Here is a 19,684-nt window from a genome sequence, read left to right as displayed (position 1 = left end):
GAAAATGAAAAAACGACATAAACTTGCGATGTTGGGGAGTGCAGCTTTGCTTGCCTTGACATTGGCAGCTTGTTCAAATGGCTCCGACGATGCTACAGCCAAGACGCCTAAGCTTCCACAAACTTATAGTGCATCTGCGAAGGCTAGTCCTAAGGCAAATGACGGAACTTTGAAAATTGGTGAAGTTTCAGCTTCACCTTTCACAGGGATTTCTGATCCAATTTTAGCAAGTACATCAACTGATGCGGATGTATTTAGTCCTGGTGGACAAAATAATTTATTTGCTACTGATAATAACTATAAAATTGTTGATGGTGGATTAGCTAATCTGAAATTAGATAAAAAAGCTAATACTGCTACTGTAACGCTTCGTAACAACGCCAAATGGTCTAATGGTTCACCCGTTACTGCTAAAGACGTTGAATATGCTTATGAAGTTTTAGCAAATCCTGATACTAAATCACAACAATATAATGATGATTTAGAAAATATTAAAGGGATGAAAGCATATCACGAAGGTAAAGCGGATACAATTTCAGGAATTACATACCCTGATGGAGAAAATGGTAAAAAAGTCGTTATTCACTTTGATCGTGTAACTCCAGCAATGCAATATGCTGGAAATACATTTATGTGGGGAAGCGTAGAACCATATGAACACCTTAAGGATGTTAAGATTGCTGACCTTGTTTCTTCTGATAAGGTTCGTAAAGACCCAATCTTTACTGGTGCTTACAAGTTAGACAAAGTTGTTGATGGTGAATCAACTAGTTGGAGTCCTAATAAGTACTACTGGGGTAAGAAGGCTAAAATCAAACATATCAATATCCAAATCGTATCTCCAAGTAATGTTACTGCTGCTTTGAAAGCTAAGAAATATGATGTTATGCAAGGACAAGAAGCATCTGCTGATTATCCTAAAATCTCAAAACTTAGCGATTACACAGTTGTTGGTAAACCAGCACTTGCATATTACTACTTTGGTTTTAACTTAGGACATCTTGATACTAAGACTGGTAAGCAAGTTACTGATAAGAATAAAAAGATGAGTAACAAGAACTTGAGACAAGCAATGATGTACGCAATCGATCAAGATGAAGTTGCTAAGAAATTTGGTAATGGGGTTGAATGGAGAGCTAATACACTCCTTCCTCCAGTATTTAAGAATCTTTATGACAAGAACGCAAAGGGATTCCCAGCTGACACTGATAAAGCTAACAAGCTTCTTGATGACGCTGGTTACAAGAAAAAAGGTAAGTGGAGAGTTCAACCAAATGGTAAGCCACTTGTAATTAATTATGCAGCACCAACTGGATCTGATTCTAGAAATGCCGCTAACAAGTATTATGTACAACAATGGCGGAAACTTGGATTGAATGTTAAATTCACTTCAGGTAAGTTGATGGAAGGTAACAGTTACATCTCAGCAATTCAACAACCAAACGCAAAGAATGTTGACGTTTGGAGAGGTGGATGGACACTATCATCAGAACCAACTCCAACTGGATTGTATGGTCAAAGTTCACCATTTAACATGGGACACTTTGTATCAAAAGAAAATACTAAGCTTTTGAACAACATGAATAATGATAAAGCTTGGAATGAAAAATACCGTGCAAAACAATTTAAAGACTGGCAAGTATACATGAACAAGGAAACTGCATATGCTCCAAGTACTTTCCAACTTGATTGGCAACCAGTTAACAAACGTGTTAAGGGTTACAGTGTAAAACCAGCTGATGCTGATAATTCATTCAGTAACCTTGAACTTACACAAGAAAACACTAAATAATTAGTGGATCTTTAAGTGGCAAAATACTCTACAATATTGATTTTTAAAATTGTAGAGTATTTTTGTTTGTAAGCGAAATACTTAAATTAATCAGAGAATCCGTTATATAATGACGGTATTAAACGAAAAGAGGTTGAACAATGGCTAAAATTGAACGTTTTTATGATACTTTTCAACCGGAACACTATGATGTGTACGTTGATGTAAATCGAGAAAAGAAAACAATCGTGGGTGAAACTACCATTACTGGGAATGCCACTCAACCAGAAATTGCAGTAAACCAAAAATATTTGGTAATTGATGCGGTTACTGCTGATGGCAAACCAGTTGAATTTACCACTGATAACGATGCTGAAGCGGTTCGGATTACGTTACCCAATGCAGGAAAAGTTGAATTAAACATTAAGTATCACACCGAATTGACTGATACTTTGATGGGAATTTATCCTTCCTATTACGAATTAAATGGTAAGAAACAACAAATTATTGGAACGCAATTTGAAACCACTTTTGCGCGGCAAGCTTTTCCAAGCGTTGATGAACCAGAAGCTAAAGCAACTTTTAGCTTAGCAATTAAGTTTGATGAAAAACCAGGCGAAACGGTTTTGGCTAACATGCCAGAAGATCATGAAGCGGATGGCGTTCATTACTTTGAACCAACCGTTAAAATGTCGACTTATTTAGTAGCGTTTGCTTTCGGTGATTTGCAAAGTAAAATGACCACGACGGATAGTGGAGTTAAAGTGGGAGTGTTTGCCACGAAAGCTCACAAAGCAGATGAACTAGACTTTGCTTTGGATATTGCAAAACGTGCCATTGAATTTTATGAAGATTTTTACCAAACGCCATATCCATTGCCACATTCTTGGCAATTAGCGCTTCCTGATTTTTCGGCAGGAGCAATGGAAAACTGGGGCTTAATTACTTATCGAGAAGCTTACTTGTTACTCGATCCCAAGAATACTCCTTTAGATACGAAGGAATTAGTCGCTACCGTGATTACCCATGAGCTTGCTCACCAATGGTTTGGTGATTTAGTAACCATGAAGTGGTGGGATGATCTCTGGTTGAACGAAAGTTTTGCCAACATGATGGAATATGTCTCAGTTGACGCTTTGAATCCAGAATGGAATGTTTGGGAATTATTCCAAAGATCAGACGTTCCAGCAGCTTTGAATCGTGATGCAACCGATGGCGTTCAATCAGTTCACGTTGACGTTAATAATCCCGCTGAAATTGATTCACTTTTTGACGGAGCGATTGTTTATGCTAAAGGTGCGCGGATGTTAGTGATGGTGCGTGCTTTAATTGGTGATCAAGCCCTTCGTGAAGGTTTGAAAAACTATTTTGCCGCTCATAAATATGGTAACTCTACTGGAGCCGATTTATGGAAAGCTCTAGGTGATGCCTCTGGGATTAACGTTGGTGAAATCATGAAATCATGGTTAGATCAACCTGGTTACCCAGTTGTGACTGCAAGCGTGAATGATGCGGGACAATTAGTGCTTAAGCAACAACAATTCTTTATCGGTGGTGGTGAAGACCAAGGTCGGACTTGGCAAATTCCATTAAATGGTAATTATGGAACACCCCAGATTATGAAGGATAAAGAGCTTAACCTTGGTGATTGTGAAGCTTTACGTGCGGAAAATGATGAACCATTCCGCTTGAACGTTGGCAATGATTCCCACTTTATTGTGCAATATGATGATGAGTTACTTAAAGATATTTTGGCACATGCGGATGATTTAGACCCAATTAGTAAGCGTCAATTATTGCAAGATTCTCAACTATTAGCTTCTGCGCAACGGTTGTCATATGCGGACTTGATTCCATTATTAGTTAAATTTGCAAATGACGAATCAGTTACAGTGATTTCGGTCCTCTATCGCATTGCAAATTCATTAAAACAATTTGTAGTTCCTGGAAGTCCTGAAGAACAAGAATTGCGTGAATTTTTCGGTAACTTAAGTCGGAAACAAGTTGAACGATTAGATTGGAACCCCAAAGCAACCGATTCTAATAATGATCAATTAGTTCGTCCCTATGTTTTAAATGCTTCATTGTATGCGCATGATGCAGTTTCAATTGCGCAAGCACATGAATTATTTGAAGATAATGACGATGATTTAACTAAGATTCCTGCTGCCGTTCGGGGATTAGTTTTGAAAAATGAAGTACAAAACTTTAGTAGTAAGGCTTTGTTTGATAAATTAATGAAGGAATATCATGCAACGGTCGATCCAAGTTACAAACAAGATATTTGTATGGCTGTGCCCAATGTTACTGATCCAGAATTGGTAAAATCATTAGTAGATGATTTTGAAAATGCGGATGTAATCAAATCACAGGATTTACGAGCTTGGTACCGCGGTGTCTTAGCTAACGAAGAAAGTCAACAAATAGCTTGGGATTGGATTCGAAATGACTGGGATTGGTTAGAAGCGACAGTTGGTGGCGATATGGAATTTGCTACTTTCATCACCGTAACTGCTAATGTTTTCCATACTCCAGAACGTTTAGCTGAATTTAATGCTTTCTTTGAGCCTAAGCTTGATACTCCAGGATTAACTCGTGAAATTAAAATGGATCAAAAGTTAATTCAAGGAAAAGTTGATTTAGTTGAAAAAGAAAAGACGGCTGTTAATGCGACAGTTGCAAAAGAAGTTTAATTATAATAGTAGAAAAAGCTGATTTCATTAATTTGAAATTGGCTTTTTTGTTTGTTTTGAAAATAAATTAAACTTTTTTGATCAAAACCCTTGACCTTTCCTGACCAATGGTTTATAGTTATAAATGTTGAGAGGGACGAAGTCACTTTTAACTGAAAAAACTTTTTTAATTTTATTATTCAAAAGGGTTGACGTAGTCAGCTTATCCGAGTAATATATTATATGCACTGTAAATGGTGCTTGAGTAGATCTTTGAAAACTGAACAAGATTTTGATTACAATAAAGTGTAAGGATAATTTTTAAACTTAGTTTAAAAATTAAACAAATATGCAATGTCAATTTGCAAAAACAAATAAATAAGAGCTAGTAAAGTTCTCATTTCTAAAATGAGAGTTTGATCCTGGCTCAGGACGAACGTTGGCGGCGTGCCTAATACATGCAAGTCGAACGAAGTCGCCCATTTGATTCTTGGTGCTTGCACCAAGATGATTTTGGATCCGACTGAGTGGCGAACTGGTGAGTAACACGTGGGTAACCTGCCCAGAAGAAGGGGATAACACCTGGAAACAGATGCTAATACCGTATAACAACAAGAACCACATGGTTCTTGTTTCAAAGCTGGCCTTTGTGCTAGTGCTTCTGGATGGACCCGCGGCGTATTAGCTAGTTGGTGAGATAATAGCTCACCAAGGCGATGATACGTAGCAGACCTGAGAGGGTAATCTGCCACAATGGGACTGAGACACGGCCCATACTCCTACGGGAGGCAGCAGTAGGGAATCTTCCACAATGGACGAAAGTCTGATGGAGCAACGCCGCGTGAGTGAAGAAGGGTTTCGGCTCGTAAAACTCTGTTGTTAGAGAAGAACAGCTGTGAGAGTAACTGCTCACGGTATGACGGTATCTAACCAGAAAGTCACGGCTAACTACGTGCCAGCAGCCGCGGTAATACGTAGGTGGCAAACGTTGTCCGGATTTATTGGGCGTAAAGGGAGCGCAGGCGGTTTATTAAGTCTGATGTGAAAGCCTTCGGCTTAACCGGAGAAGTGCATCGGAAACTGATAAACTTGAGTGCAGAAAAGGATAGTGGAACTTCATGTGTAGCGGTGAAATGCGTAGATATATGAAGGAACACCAGTGGCGAAGGCGGCTATCTGGTCTGTAACTGACGCTGAGGCTCGAAAGCATGGGTAGCAAACAGGATTAGATACCCTGGTAGTCCATGCCGTAAACGATGAATGCTAGGTGTTGGAAGGTTTCCGCCTTTCAGTGCCGCAGCTAACGCATTAAGCATTCCGCCTGGGGAGTACGACCGCAAGGTTGAAACTCAAAGGAATTGACGGGGACCCGCACAAGCGGTGGAGCATGTGGTTTAATTCGATGCTACGCGAAGAACCTTACCAGGACTTGACATCTTCTGCCAATCTAAGAGATTAGACGTTCCCTTCGGGGACAGAATGACAGGTGGTGCATGGTTGTCGTCAGCTCGTGTCGTGAGATGTTGGGTTAAGTCCCGCAACGAGCGCAACCCTTGTCTTTAGTTGCCAGCATTAAGTTGGGCACTCTAGAGAGACTGCCGGTGATAAACCGGAGGAAGGTGGGGACGACGTCAAATCATCATGCCCCTTATGTCCTGGGCTACACACGTGCTACAATGGGCGATACAACGAGTTGCGAAACCGCGAGGTCAAGCTAATCTCTTAAAGTCGTTCTCAGTTCGGATTGCAGTCTGCAACTCGACTGCATGAAGTTGGAATCGCTAGTAATCGTGGATCAGCATGCCACGGTGAATACGTTCCCGGGTCTTGTACACACCGCCCGTCACACCATGAGAGTTTGTAACACCCAAAGTCGGTTGGATAACCTTTTTAGGAGTCCGCCGCCTAAGGTGGGACAGATGATTAGGGTGAAGTCGTAACAAGGTAGCCGTAGGAGAACCTGCGGCTGGATCACCTCCTTTCTAAGGAATAATTCGGAACCTTACATTAATCAAAATCTTGCTCAGTTTTGAGAGTATCTACTCTCTTAATTTTGTTCTTTGAAAACTAGATAATATTATTTTCTGTAATAATTATATTTTTATATATAATTGAACCGAGAAATAACCATTGTGTTATTTTTGAGTTTTTTAATTAGTTTTAATCGCTAAAACTCAAATAATTTATAATCCGTCGGATTATAGGTTAAGTTAATAAGGGCGCATGGTGAATGCCTTGGTACTAGGAGCCGATGAAGGACGCAACTAACTGCGATAAGCTTCGGGGAGCTGTACGTAAGCTTTGATCCGGAGATTTCCGAATGAGGAAACTCGACCAGTGTTATGACTGGTCACTGTATAGTGAATACATAGCTATGCAGAGGCAGACGTGGGGAACTGAAACATCTAAGTACCCACAGGAATATAAAGAAATTTCGATTCCCTAAGTAGCGGCGAGCGAACGGGGAACAGCCCAAACCGAACCCTTGTGGTTCGGGGTTGTAGGACTGAACATTTGAGTTACAAAAGTATTTGATAGTTGAAGTAGTTGGGAAGCTACACCAAAGAGAGTGATAGTCTCGTAAACGAAATCAAATACCCTCAGTTCAGGATCCTGAGTACGGCGACACACGTGAAACGTCGTCGGAATCTGGGAGGACCATCTCCCAAGGCTAAATACTCCCTAGTGACCGATAGTGAACCAGTACCGTGAGGGAAAGGTGAAAAGCACCCCGGAAGGGGAGTGAAATAGTTCCTGAAACCATGTGCCTACAAGCAGTCAGAGCCCGTTAATGGGTGATGGCGTGCCTCTTGTAGAATGAACCGGCGAGTTACAGTTGCATGCAAGGTTAAGCCGAAAAAGCGGAGCCGTAGCGAAAGCGAGTCTTAATAGGGCGTATTAGTATGTTGCCGTAGACCCGAAACCAGGTGATCTACCCATGTCCAGGATGAAAGTGCGGTAATACGCACCGGAGGTCCGAACCCGTGTACGTTGAAAAGTGCTGGGATGAGGTGTGGGTAGCGGTGAAATTCCAAACGAACTTGGAGATAGCTGGTTCTCTCCGAAATAGCTTTAGGGCTAGCCTCGGAATTAGAATCATGGAGGTAGAGCCACTGTTTGAGCAAGGGGTCCATCTAGGATTACTGAGTTCAGATAAACTCCGAATACCATTGATTTATGTCCGGGAGTCAGACGATGAGTGATAAGATCCATCGTCGAAAGGGGAACAGCCCAGACCGCCAGTTAAGGTCCCTAAATATATGCTAAGTGGAAAAGGAAGTGGAGTTGCATAGACAACTAGGATGTTGGCTCAGAAGCAGCCACCATTTAAAGAGTGCGTAATAGCTCACTAGTCGAGTGATTCTGCGCCGAAAATTTACCGGGGCTAAGCATATTACCGAGACTGCGGACGCAACTATGTTGCGTGATAGGAGAGCGTTCTAAGGGCAATGAAGGTAGACCGTAAGGACTACTGGAGCGCTTAGAAGTGAGAATGCCGGTATGAGTAGCGAAAGATCAGTGAGAATCTGATCCACCGAATGACTAAGGTTTCCTGGGGAAGGCTCGTCCACCCAGGGTTAGTCGGGACCTAAGCCGAGGCTGAGAAGCGTAGGCGATGGATAACAGGTTGAGATTCCTGTACTAGTTAATTATGTTTGAACGATGGAGGGACGCAGTAGGCTAAGATATGCACACGATTGGAAATGTGTGTTCAAATCGTAAGTCAGTTTAAGAGTTAAATGCTTTTAAGCGGGTTGACAAGCGATGATGAGGATCGAAATTTAAGTAGAGAAGTATCTGACGTCACACTGCCGAGAAAAGCTTCTAGTTAGTAATTAATTACCCGTACCGCAAACCGACACAGGTAGTCGAGGAGAGTATCCTCAGGTGAGCGAGAGAACTATCGTTAAGGAACTCGGCAAAATGACCCCGTAACTTCGGAAGAAGGGGTGCTGGCCTCACGGCCAGCCGCAGTGAAAAGACTCAAACGACTGTTTATCAAAAACACAGGTTTATGCAAAATCGTAAGATGAAGTATATGGGCTGACGCCTGCCCGGTGCTGGAAGGTTAAGTGGAAGTGTTAGCTTCGGCGAAGCACCGAAATGAAGCCCCAGTAAACGGCGGCCGTAACTATAACGGTCCTAAGGTAGCGAAATTCCTTGTCGGGTAAGTTCCGACCCGCACGAAAGGCGTAACGATTTGAGTACTGTCTCAACGATAGACTCGGTGAAATTAAGATACCTGTGAAGAAGCAGGTTACCCGCGACAGGACGGAAAGACCCCATGGAGCTTTACTGTAGCTTGATATTGGGTGTTTACATAACTTGTACAGGATAGGTAGGAGCCATAGAAGCCGGGACGCTAGTCTCGGTGGAGGCGTCAGTGGGATACTACCCTTGTTATGTGAACACTCTAACCCTGCGCACTAATCGTGCGCGGAGACAGTGTCTGGTTGGCAGTTTGACTGGGGCGGTCGCCTCCTAAACAGTAACGGAGGCGCTCAAAGGTTTGCTTAGAATGGTTGGAAATCATTCCTAAAGTGTAAAGGCAAAAGCAAGCTTGACTGCGAGACATACAGGTCGAGCAGGGACGAAAGTCGGACTTAGTGATCCGGTGGTACCATATGGAAGGGCCATCGCTCAACGGATAAAAGCTACCCTGGGGATAACAGGCTTATCTCCCCCAAGAGTTCACATCGACGGGGAGGTTTGGCACCTCGATGTCGGCTCATCGCATCCTGGGGCTGTAGTTGGTCCCAAGGGTTGGGCTGTTCGCCCATTAAAGCGGTACGCGAGCTGGGTTCAGAACGTCGTGAGACAGTTCGGTCCCTATCCGTTGCGGGCGCAGGAAATTTGAGAGGAGCTGTCCCTAGTACGAGAGGACCGGGATGGACATACCGCTGGTGTATCAGTTGCGCCGCCAGGCGCATTGCTGAGTAGCTATGTATGGATGAGATAAACGCTGAAAGCATCTAAGTGTGAAACTCGCCTCAAGATGAGATTTCCCATTCCTATATGGAAGTAAGACTCCTGAAAGATGATCAGGTAGATAGGTTAGAAGTGGAAGCGTAGTGATACGTGAAGCGGACTAATACTAATCAGTCGAGGACTTAACCAAGTAGAATGAAGATACAATGGAAGTTAATCGGAAGAAAATAATATTGTCTAGTTTTGAGAGAACAAAGTTCTCAAAAAATAGTGTGGTGGCGATAGCCTGAAGGATACACCTGTTCCCATGCCGAACACAGAAGTTAAGCTTCAGCACGCCAAAAGTAGTTGGGGGATCGCCCCCTGCGAGGATAGGACGTTGCCACGCAAATGAAAAAGACTTTAGCGCAAGCTAAGGTCTTTTTTTGTGTCTATATTATTTTTCAATAATTTTCGTAAATTTTTTAGATAATACGGGGCTTGTTATCTAAAAAATAATATAATGCTTTTTAGAATTGTGATACAGTTGCGATGTTATAATAATCACAAAGGGAGGAATTAATATGAAAATTATTGCTTATGGTGTACGTAAAGACGAAGAACCTTATTTCAAGGAATGGAAAGCAGCTCATCCAGAAATTGAAGTTAAAGAAGTTTCGGAACTTTTAGATGATAGTACAGTTGATGAAGCTAAAGGTTTTGATGGTGTGGATGCATATCAACAAAAGCCTTATACTGCTTCAGTTTTAGATAAGTTAGGCAGTTTTGGAATTAAAGCCTTATCACTTCGAAATGTTGGAGTTGATAACGTTGATGCTGATGCACTTAAACGAAACCAAATTAAAATTTCTAACGTTCCAGCCTATTCTCCAGCAGCAATTGCTGAACTTGCAGTTACTGAAATGATGCGTTTGCTAAGAAACACTAAAAAATATGAAGACAAAGGGCGTCATGGTAATTTAACCTGGGCTCCTGATATTGCTGAAGAAATGAACCAACAAACTGTGGGGGTTTATGCTACAGGACGGATTGGTCGTCAAGTAGTTAAAATTGTTCAAGGTTTTGGTGCTAAGGTTATTGCATACGATCCATACCCTAATCCTGAACTACAAAAAGAAGGTATCTATGTTGATACTCCTGCAGAATTATATGCTAAATCAGACATTTTAACTTTACATGCTCCCGCTTTAAAAGAAAATGATCATATGATTAATGATGATACGATTGCACAAATGAAACCTGGAATTCGAATTATTAATTGTGCTCGTGGATCTTTAATTGATACTGATGCTTTAATTCGTGGGCTTGACAGTGGTAAAATTGCTGGGGCTGCCCTTGATGTTTATGAAAATGAAGTTGGTATTTTCAACGTTGATTTTGGTAGTTTTGACAAAATTCCTGATGCACGACTTAAGAATTTGATGCAACGTGATAACGTTTTAATTACGCCACACATTGCTTTTTACACAAAAGAAGCAGTTAAAAACATGGTTGAAATTTCCATGACTGCCAACGCTGATTTAATCAAAGATGGTAAATCAGATGTTGAAGTTAAAATGTAATCTTTAAGTTTGAAAGACTGTTAGCTGTTAAAGTTAGCGGTCTTTTTGCTTTTATTGTGAGGGTAAGTATGCTAGATTATTGGGTTTTACTGCTATACTTAGTTATAAAGAGGTGATTTGTTTGGCTTCATATGAAATTGTTGGGATTCACTTAAAAGATAAAGAGTCAAATAAAGAACGGAATATCACAGATGTATTACTTAATGATGGAACGGTTGAGTCAGTTAATCTAGTTGTAAGATATATTAATTCTGATATTCCTTATTATTTTATTAGCCGTGACAAAATTAAGGCAGTGGTAGAGGATTACTATCCCCAAAATAAAGCACCCTATATTAAAACTAAGCATAATCAACTTTTAAACGGGCAGAGTTTATTGAACCTTCCCAGGTTTTAATTAAGTCTTTTATGCTGACTTATTAAATTAATTCTAACAAAATTAAAGATTTTCCTAATTGTTTGAGATTTGATGCAAGATAACTGAAATTTTGTTTTGATGATGATAGAATCAAAACAATTATTAGAGGAGGAATTAATTATGACAGAACAAACTAAAGAAGAAAAAGCAGTTGCTAAAATTGCTGAAATTATCAGTAAACTTGACGAAACAGTAGCAAAGGATAATGCCGATACTACTGAAGGCCACAAAGTACGTGCTTGGTTTGAAGAACACCGTGCAATTCATGAAATCAAACGCACGCTTCATGAAGTAGGTAAGATTGATAAGTATGATGAAGAAAGCTACAACCACTTTGTTAAAGATTACGAAAAAGTTTTAAAAGATTTAGATGACTAATTTTGATAAATAAAAAGACCTCGATTGAGGTCTTTTTTATTGGGTTAATTAAACTAAAATATTGTTTACTATAAAATTAAATACGCAAACGCTATAATCTGCTTTAATTTTATAGTAAGATTAGGATAAACAGATAAGGAGAAATTCAATTATGGATGCACATTCAAAGAAAAAAGAGCTTAAAAAGTTAATTAAAGATCAAGAAAAGTTTGAAAAAGAAGGGTCTACCAAATTTGATGCTAAACATTTAGCTAATTATGAAGAACGACTAGAAATTGTAGAAAAATTGATTGATAACGAAGAACAAACTAATGCATTACGTGAGGAACACGTTGAAGAACCTAAGGGTGATAAAGGACGTGGGATGGACGAAAATCGTCATGTTGATGATAAGATGAATGATTTGGGTCAAGCTCATCGTCGTTTAATGGATAAATTACTTCCATTAGAAAACATTTTTGATAAGTAATTTTTTTATAAATATACTTAAAGTCGCTCGTAGCTATCACTAGATGACCGCTGTGAACGACTTTTTGTTTGTTTTGAAAATAAATTAAACTTTTTTGATCAAAACCCTTGACCTTTCCTGACCAATGGTTTATAGTTATAAATGTTGAGAGGGACGAAGTCACTTTTAACTGAAAAAACTTTTTTAATTTTATTATTCAAAAGGGTTGACGTAGTCAACTTATCCGAGTAATATATTATATGCACTGTAAATGGTGCTTGAGTAGATCTTTGAAAACTGAACAAGATTTTGATTACAATAAAGTGTAAGGATAATTTTTAAACTTAGTTTAAAAATTAAACAAATATGCAATGTCAATTTGCAAAAACAAATAAATAAGAGCTAGTAAAGTTCTCATTTCTAAAATGAGAGTTTGATCCTGGCTCAGGACGAACGTTGGCGGCGTGCCTAATACATGCAAGTCGAACGAAGTCGCCCATTTGATTCTTGGTGCTTGCACCGAGATGATTTTGGATCCGACTGAGTGGCGAACTGGTGAGTAACACGTGGGTAACCTGCCCAGAAGAAGGGGATAACACCTGGAAACAGATGCTAATACCGTATAACAACAAGAACCACATGGTTCTTGTTTTAAAGCTGGCCTTTGTGCTAGTGCTTCTGGATGGACCCGCGGCGTATTAGCTAGTTGGTGAGATAATAGCTCACCAAGGCGATGATACGTAGCAGACCTGAGAGGGTAATCTGCCACAATGGGACTGAGACACGGCCCATACTCCTACGGGAGGCAGCAGTAGGGAATCTTCCACAATGGACGAAAGTCTGATGGAGCAACGCCGCGTGAGTGAAGAAGGGTTTCGGCTCGTAAAACTCTGTTGTTAGAGAAGAACAGCTGTGAGAGTAACTGCTCACGGTATGACGGTATCTAACCAGAAAGTCACGGCTAACTACGTGCCAGCAGCCGCGGTAATACGTAGGTGGCAAACGTTGTCCGGATTTATTGGGCGTAAAGGGAGCGCAGGCGGTTTATTAAGTCTGATGTGAAAGCCTTCGGCTTAACCGGAGAAGTGCATCGGAAACTGATAAACTTGAGTGCAGAAAAGGATAGTGGAACTTCATGTGTAGCGGTGAAATGCGTAGATATATGAAGGAACACCAGTGGCGAAGGCGGCTATCTGGTCTGTAACTGACGCTGAGGCTCGAAAGCATGGGTAGCAAACAGGATTAGATACCCTGGTAGTCCATGCCGTAAACGATGAATGCTAGGTGTTGGAAGGTTTCCGCCTTTCAGTGCCGCAGCTAACGCATTAAGCATTCCGCCTGGGGAGTACGACCGCAAGGTTGAAACTCAAAGGAATTGACGGGGACCCGCACAAGCGGTGGAGCATGTGGTTTAATTCGATGCTACGCGAAGAACCTTACCAGGACTTGACATCTTCTGCCAATCTAAGAGATTAGACGTTCCCTTCGGGGACAGAATGACAGGTGGTGCATGGTTGTCGTCAGCTCGTGTCGTGAGATGTTGGGTTAAGTCCCGCAACGAGCGCAACCCTTGTCTTTAGTTGCCAGCATTAAGTTGGGCACTCTAGAGAGACTGCCGGTGATAAACCGGAGGAAGGTGGGGACGACGTCAAATCATCATGCCCCTTATGTCCTGGGCTACACACGTGCTACAATGGGCGATACAACGAGTTGCGAAACCGCGAGGTCAAGCTAATCTCTTAAAGTCGTTCTCAGTTCGGATTGCAGTCTGCAACTCGACTGCATGAAGTTGGAATCGCTAGTAATCGTGGATCAGCATGCCACGGTGAATACGTTCCCGGGTCTTGTACACACCGCCCGTCACACCATGAGAGTTTGTAACACCCAAAGTCGGTTGGATAACCTTTTTAGGAGTCCGCCGCCTAAGGTGGGACAGATGATTAGGGTGAAGTCGTAACAAGGTAGCCGTAGGAGAACCTGCGGCTGGATCACCTCCTTTCTAAGGAATAATTCGGAACCTTACATTAATCAAAATCTTGCTCAGTTTTGAGAGTATCTACTCTCTTAATTTTGTTCTTTGAAAACTAGATAATATTATTTTCTGTAATAATTATATTTTTATATAATTGAACCGAGAAATAACCATTGTGTTATTTTTGAGTTTTTTAATTAGTTTTAATCGCTAAAACTCAAATAATTTATAATCCGTCGGATTATAGGTTAAGTTAATAAGGGCGCATGGTGAATGCCTTGGTACTAGGAGCCGATGAAGGACGCAACTAACTGCGATAAGCTTCGGGGAGCTGTACGTAAGCTTTGATCCGGAGATTTCCGAATGAGGAAACTCGACCAGTGTTATGACTGGTCACTGTATAGTGAATACATAGCTATGCAGAGGCAGACGTGGGGAACTGAAACATCTAAGTACCCACAGGAATATAAAGAAATTTCGATTCCCTAAGTAGCGGCGAGCGAACGGGGAACAGCCCAAACCGAACCCTTGTGGTTCGGGGTTGTAGGACTGAACATTTGAGTTACAAAAGTATTTGATAGTTGAAGTAGTTGGGAAGCTACACCAAAGAGAGTGATAGTCTCGTAAACGAAATCAAATACCCTCAGTTCAGGATCCTGAGTACGGCGACACACGTGAAACGTCGTCGGAATCTGGGAGGACCATCTCCCAAGGCTAAATACTCCCTAGTGACCGATAGTGAACCAGTACCGTGAGGGAAAGGTGAAAAGCACCCCGGAAGGGGAGTGAAATAGTTCCTGAAACCATGTGCCTACAAGCAGTCAGAGCCCGTTAATGGGTGATGGCGTGCCTCTTGTAGAATGAACCGGCGAGTTACAGTTGCATGCAAGGTTAAGCCGAAAAAGCGGAGCCGTAGCGAAAGCGAGTCTTAATAGGGCGTATTAGTATGTTGCCGTAGACCCGAAACCAGGTGATCTACCCATGTCCAGGATGAAAGTGCGGTAATACGCACCGGAGGTCCGAACCCGTGTACGTTGAAAAGTGCTGGGATGAGGTGTGGGTAGCGGTGAAATTCCAAACGAACTTGGAGATAGCTGGTTCTCTCCGAAATAGCTTTAGGGCTAGCCTCGGAATTAGAATCATGGAGGTAGAGCCACTGTTTGAGCAAGGGGTCCATCTAGGATTACTGAGTTCAGATAAACTCCGAATACCATTGATTTATGTCCGGGAGTCAGACGATGAGTGATAAGATCCATCGTCGAAAGGGGAACAGCCCAGACCGCCAGTTAAGGTCCCTAAATATATGCTAAGTGGAAAAGGAAGTGGAGTTGCATAGACAACTAGGATGTTGGCTCAGAAGCAGCCACCATTTAAAGAGTGCGTAATAGCTCACTAGTCGAGTGATTCTGCGCCGAAAATTTACCGGGGCTAAGCATATTACCGAGACTGCGGACGCAACTATGTTGCGTGATAGGAGAGCGTTCTAAGGGCAATGAAGGTAGACCGTAAGGACTACTGGAGCGCTTAGAAGTGAGAATGCCGGTATGAGTAGCGAAAGATCAGTGAGAATCTGATCCACCGAATGACTAAGGTTTCCTGGGGAAGGCTCGTCCACCCAGGGTTAGTCGGGACCTAAGCCGAGGCTGAGAAGCGTAGGCGATGGATAACAGGTTGAGATTCCTGTACTAGTTAATTATGTTTGAACGATGGAGGGACGCAGTAGGCTAAGATATGCACACGATTGGAAATGTGTGTTCAAATCGTAAGTCAGTTTAAGAGTTAAATGCTTTTAAGCGCGTTGACAAGCGATGATGAGGATCGAAATTTAAGTAGAGAAGTATCTGACGTCACACTGCCGAGAAAAGCTTCTAGTTAGTAATTAATTACCCGTACCGCAAACCGACACAGGTAGTCGAGGAGAGTATCCTCAGGTGAGCGAGAGAACTATCGTTAAGGAACTCGGCAAAATGACCCCGTAACTTCGGAAGAAGGGGTGCTGGCCTCACGGCCAGCCGCAGTGAAAAGACTCAAACGACTGTTTATCAAAAACACAGGTTTATGCAAAATCGTAAGATGAAGTATATGGGCTGACGCCTGCCCGGTGCTGGAAGGTTAAGTGGAAGTGTTAGCTTCGGCGAAGCACCGAAATGAAGCCCCAGTAAACGGCGGCCGTAACTATAACGGTCCTAAGGTAGCGAAATTCCTTGTCGGGTAAGTTCCGACCCGCACGAAAGGCGTAACGATTTGAGTACTGTCTCAACGATAGACTCGGTGAAATTAAGATACCTGTGAAGAAGCAGGTTACCCGCGACAGGACGGAAAGACCCCATGGAGCTTTACTGTAGCTTGATATTGGGTGTTTACATAACTTGTACAGGATAGGTAGGAGCCATAGAAGCCGGGACGCTAGTCTCGGTGGAGGCGTCAGTGGGATACTACCCTTGTTATGTGAACACTCTAACCCTGCGCACTAATCGTGCGCGGAGACAGTGTCTGGTTGGCAGTTTGACTGGGGCGGTCGCCTCCTAAACAGTAACGGAGGCGCTCAAAGGTTTGCTTAGAATGGTTGGAAATCATTCCTAAAGTGTAAAGGCAAAAGCAAGCTTGACTGCGAGACATACAGGTCGAGCAGGGACGAAAGTCGGACTTAGTGATCCGGTGGTACCATATGGAAGGGCCATCGCTCAACGGATAAAAGCTACCCTGGGGATAACAGGCTTATCTCCCCCAAGAGTTCACATCGACGGGGAGGTTTGGCACCTCGATGTCGGCTCATCGCATCCTGGGGCTGTAGTTGGTCCCAAGGGTTGGGCTGTTCGCCCATTAAAGCGGTACGCGAGCTGGGTTCAGAACGTCGTGAGACAGTTCGGTCCCTATCCGTCGCGGGCGCAGGAAATTTGAGAGGAGCTGTCCCTAGTACGAGAGGACCGGGATGGACATACCGCTGGTGTATCAGTTGCGCCGCCAGGCGCATTGCTGAGTAGCTATGTATGGATGAGATAAACGCTGAAAGCATCTAAGTGTGAAACTCGCCTCAAGATGAGATTTCCCATTCCTATATGGAAGTAAGACTCCTGAAAGATGATCAGGTAGATAGGTTAGAAGTGGAAGCGTAGTGATACGTGAAGCGGACTAATACTAATCAGTCGAGGACTTAACCAAGTAGAATGAAGATACAATGGAAGTTAATCGGAAGAAAATAATATTGTCTAGTTTTGAGAGAACAAAGTTCTCAAAAAATAGTGTGGTGGCGATAGCCTGAAGGATACACCTGTTCCCATGCCGAACACAGAAGTTAAGCTTCAGCACGCCAAAAGTAGTTGGGGGATCGCCCCCTGCGAGGATAGGACGTTGCCACGCAAATGAAAAAGACTTTAGCGCAAGCTAAGGTCTTTTTTTGTTTCTATATTATATTTTTATCTTGGTTAACAAAAAAATCATCATCAGTTAAGATCCTAATTTAATGGATAATTACTAATGATGGTTTTTATTATTTGAATATAATTAATCTTTTAAAACTAGAAGGAAAATAACAAAGATAATTGCTAAGGCATACATCATTAAACCAACTTGTTTACCACGTTTGGCAGCAATCATTGTAATTGAATAAGCAATAAAACCAAGGGCAATCCCATCAGAAATACTGTAAGTTAATGGCATTCCAATGGTAATTAAAAAGGCAGGTGCAGCAAGTTCAAACTTATTCCAGTTAACTTGTGATAATGACTTAGCCATTAATACTCCAACGACAATTAATGCAGGAGCGGTAATTTGAGAAGTAATTACACTTAGCAAAGGTGAAAAGAAGGTTGCAAGAATAAACATGATTCCAGTAATAATCGCAGTGAATCCAGAACGACCACCAACGGCGATTCCAGCTGAAGATTCAACGTAAACTCCCATTGGAGAGGTACCTAGTAACGAACCAAATAACATGGTTGTTGAATCAGCTGCTAAGGCACGTCCGGCACGGGGAAGTTTATTGTCTTTCATATAACCGGCTTGTTCAGCTAATCCAATTAAAGTTCCAGCCGTATCGAAGAAAGTAACCAGAAGGAAAGTTAAAACTACCACCAATAATTGTGGAGTATTAATTTTACCAACGTTAGTAAGAGCTGCTAGAAAAGTTGTATGAATACTAGGAATTCCAGCAACGACATGCGTTGGAATATGAATAATTCCAGTTATCATTCCAATAATTGATGAAATTACCATTCCAATGAAAATTGCTCCAGGAACTCGAGCACTCATCAAAACAAATACAATAATCAATCCGACAATCGTTAGTAATGAAGTTGCGCTAGTTAATGAACCCATGCTAATCAAAGTACTCTTGTTTGCAACAACTAATCCACCGTTATTTAAACCGATAAAGGCAATGAAGAGGCCAATTCCGCCTGCAATTGCCGCTTTTAAATCTGCCGGAATGGAGTCAATAATCTTTTCCCGTAGTTTTAAGGCAGTTAAAATAACGAATAGGATTGCCGCAATGAAAACGCCACTCATTGCCGTTTGCCATGGAACATGCATTCCAATACAGACGGAGTAAGCAAAGAAAGCATTGATCCCTAAACTTGCTGAAATGGCAAAGGGATAGTTAGCGATAACTCCCATTAAAATACAACCAAAGGCAGAAGCAAAAGCGGTTGCGGTGAAAACAGCTCCTTTGTCCATCCCCGCAGCCCCTAAGACTTCGGGGTTAACGAATAAGATGTAAACCATTGAAATGAAAGTAGTAATTCCGGCTAGGGTTTCGGTTTTATAATTAGTCCCTAGCTCTTTAAACTTGAAAAATGACGCGACTTTATCAGCCATAAAAAAATCTCCTTTGATAAAAACGTTCGTTATTTTATCATTAAAATACTTATCTATCATAGCCTAAACGCTATGATTTAGCAAATAACGAACGATGTTCTGGAAATTAAGTGTCATAAAATAATGGTAAAATAGAATTATTAATGAGGTGAACGATGATGAAATCAATTGTTTTAATTGGAAACAATAAAATAGAAAAACTAGTAGCACAACGCTTACAGGGACAATTTGAGCTTACCGAAATAACTGAGGGTGACCTTACGAAAGCAGCAACTTACCAACACTTACCCACAAATTTAGCAATGATGATTTCATTGGCAGGTCCGATGGATGTTGATCTAGTGATGGATGCTTTCTTTTCCGCTGCTCGACAACAACAACTTAAATTAGAACGAGTGGTAATGTTATCAACCGCTGGAATTGATAACGAAGTTACTGGTAAATTAAAATATCCCGGTGTGAAAGATGTGACGGAATACTTACGAGAACAGCGGTATGCCATTAAAATGATTGATGAAGAAGAAATTCCGTACACCATTTTTCGTCCCGTTAACGTAATTAATGAAAAGACGGGAAATCCAGTTGTAATTAATGAGGGAGAAAAAGTTCCCGTTGGTAATGTTTCACGTGAAACCATCGCTAACTTTATTGTTCAAGCAATTCAAGCAAATCAATATCAAAACCAATCGATTGCGTTAATTGAAACCAAATAAGGAGGT

Annotated in this window: 8 protein-coding genes and 6 rRNA genes; 13 read left to right on the top strand and 1 reads right to left on the bottom strand. The window is 41.7% G+C overall.

What is annotated here, in order from left to right; translation table 11 throughout:
* The first annotated feature begins 4 nt into the window (after positions 1–4).
* The 12 genes from ACEPSS_RS01940 to rrf (ACEPSS_RS01885) all read left to right on the top strand — a co-directional run bounded on the left by ACEPSS_RS01940 (position 5) and on the right by rrf (ACEPSS_RS01885) (position 17,510).
* Positions 5–1,792, top strand: a complete 1,788-nt coding sequence (locus tag ACEPSS_RS01940; protein ID WP_395319685.1) for an oligopeptide ABC transporter substrate-binding protein — start codon at positions 5–7, stop codon at positions 1,790–1,792.
* A gap of 140 nt (positions 1,793–1,932) precedes the next feature.
* Positions 1,933–4,464, top strand: coding sequence for a M1 family metallopeptidase (locus tag ACEPSS_RS01935; protein ID WP_395319683.1), 2,532 nt, complete (start codon positions 1,933–1,935; stop codon positions 4,462–4,464).
* A 383-nt stretch (positions 4,465–4,847) separates the two neighbouring features.
* Positions 4,848–6,425: ribosomal RNA gene (locus ACEPSS_RS01930) — 16S ribosomal RNA — on the top strand.
* A 221-nt stretch (positions 6,426–6,646) separates the two neighbouring features.
* A 23S ribosomal RNA gene (locus ACEPSS_RS01925) occupies positions 6,647–9,562 on the top strand.
* 81 nt (positions 9,563–9,643) lie between these two features.
* Positions 9,644–9,760, top strand: a 5S ribosomal RNA gene (gene rrf, locus ACEPSS_RS01920).
* Together the 16S, 23S and 5S rRNA genes form the textbook arrangement of a ribosomal RNA operon.
* Before the next feature lie 175 nt (positions 9,761–9,935).
* Positions 9,936–10,934, top strand: a complete 999-nt coding sequence (locus tag ACEPSS_RS01915; RefSeq protein ID WP_395319681.1) for a D-2-hydroxyacid dehydrogenase — start codon at positions 9,936–9,938, stop codon at positions 10,932–10,934.
* 121 nt (positions 10,935–11,055) lie between these two features.
* Positions 11,056–11,331 (top strand): DUF3892 domain-containing protein, encoded by a 276-nt coding sequence (locus ACEPSS_RS01910; protein WP_395319679.1) that lies wholly within the window; start codon positions 11,056–11,058, stop codon positions 11,329–11,331.
* A gap of 141 nt (positions 11,332–11,472) precedes the next feature.
* On the top strand, positions 11,473–11,730 hold the full coding sequence (locus ACEPSS_RS01905) for a hypothetical protein (protein ID WP_395319677.1): 258 nt from the start codon (positions 11,473–11,475) through the stop codon (positions 11,728–11,730).
* A gap of 151 nt (positions 11,731–11,881) precedes the next feature.
* Entirely contained in the window at positions 11,882–12,199 is a 318-nt protein-coding gene (locus tag ACEPSS_RS01900) for a hypothetical protein (RefSeq protein ID WP_395319675.1), read from the top strand.
* Positions 12,200–12,599: 400 nt separating this feature from the next.
* Positions 12,600–14,177 (top strand): 16S ribosomal RNA (locus tag ACEPSS_RS01895).
* 219 nt (positions 14,178–14,396) lie between these two features.
* Positions 14,397–17,312, top strand: a 23S ribosomal RNA gene (locus tag ACEPSS_RS01890).
* A gap of 81 nt (positions 17,313–17,393) precedes the next feature.
* Positions 17,394–17,510 (top strand): 5S ribosomal RNA (rrf, locus tag ACEPSS_RS01885).
* 144 nt (positions 17,511–17,654) lie between these two features.
* Here the strand turns inward: rrf (ACEPSS_RS01885) and ACEPSS_RS01880 are convergent.
* Complete coding sequence (locus ACEPSS_RS01880) at positions 17,655–18,965, bottom strand: NCS2 family permease (RefSeq protein ID WP_395319674.1); 1,311 nt, start codon at positions 18,963–18,965, stop codon at positions 17,655–17,657.
* Positions 18,966–19,120: 155 nt separating this feature from the next.
* Between ACEPSS_RS01880 and ACEPSS_RS01875 the strand changes: the two genes are divergently transcribed.
* A complete protein-coding gene (locus tag ACEPSS_RS01875; protein WP_395319672.1) occupies positions 19,121–19,678 on the top strand; it encodes an NAD(P)-binding oxidoreductase in 558 nt (185 codons plus the stop codon).
* Positions 19,679–19,684 lie beyond the last annotated feature (6 nt).

The organism is Fructilactobacillus frigidiflavus (genome assembly GCF_044054575.1).
Taxonomy (GTDB): Bacteria; Bacillota; Bacilli; order Lactobacillales; family Lactobacillaceae; genus Fructilactobacillus; species Fructilactobacillus frigidiflavus.
Note: the sequence above shows the minus strand (reverse complement) of the source record. Positions and strands in the feature narration are given on the sequence as shown.

Excerpts from the sequence above, each read along its gene's own strand:
- ACEPSS_RS01940 (WP_395319685.1), top strand. The coding sequence starts at position 5 with ATGAAAAAACGACATAAACTTGCGATGTTGGGGAGTGCAGCTTTGCTT.
- ACEPSS_RS01935 (WP_395319683.1), top strand. The coding sequence starts at position 1,933 with ATGGCTAAAATTGAACGTTTTTATGATACTTTTCAACCGGAACACTAT.
- ACEPSS_RS01915 (WP_395319681.1), top strand. The coding sequence starts at position 9,936 with ATGAAAATTATTGCTTATGGTGTACGTAAAGACGAAGAACCTTATTTC.
- ACEPSS_RS01905 (WP_395319677.1), top strand. The coding sequence starts at position 11,473 with ATGACAGAACAAACTAAAGAAGAAAAAGCAGTTGCTAAAATTGCTGAA.
- ACEPSS_RS01900 (WP_395319675.1), top strand. The coding sequence starts at position 11,882 with ATGGATGCACATTCAAAGAAAAAAGAGCTTAAAAAGTTAATTAAAGAT.
- ACEPSS_RS01880 (WP_395319674.1), bottom strand. The coding sequence starts at position 18,965 with ATGGCTGATAAAGTCGCGTCATTTTTCAAGTTTAAAGAGCTAGGGACT.
- ACEPSS_RS01875 (WP_395319672.1), top strand. The coding sequence starts at position 19,121 with ATGATGAAATCAATTGTTTTAATTGGAAACAATAAAATAGAAAAACTA.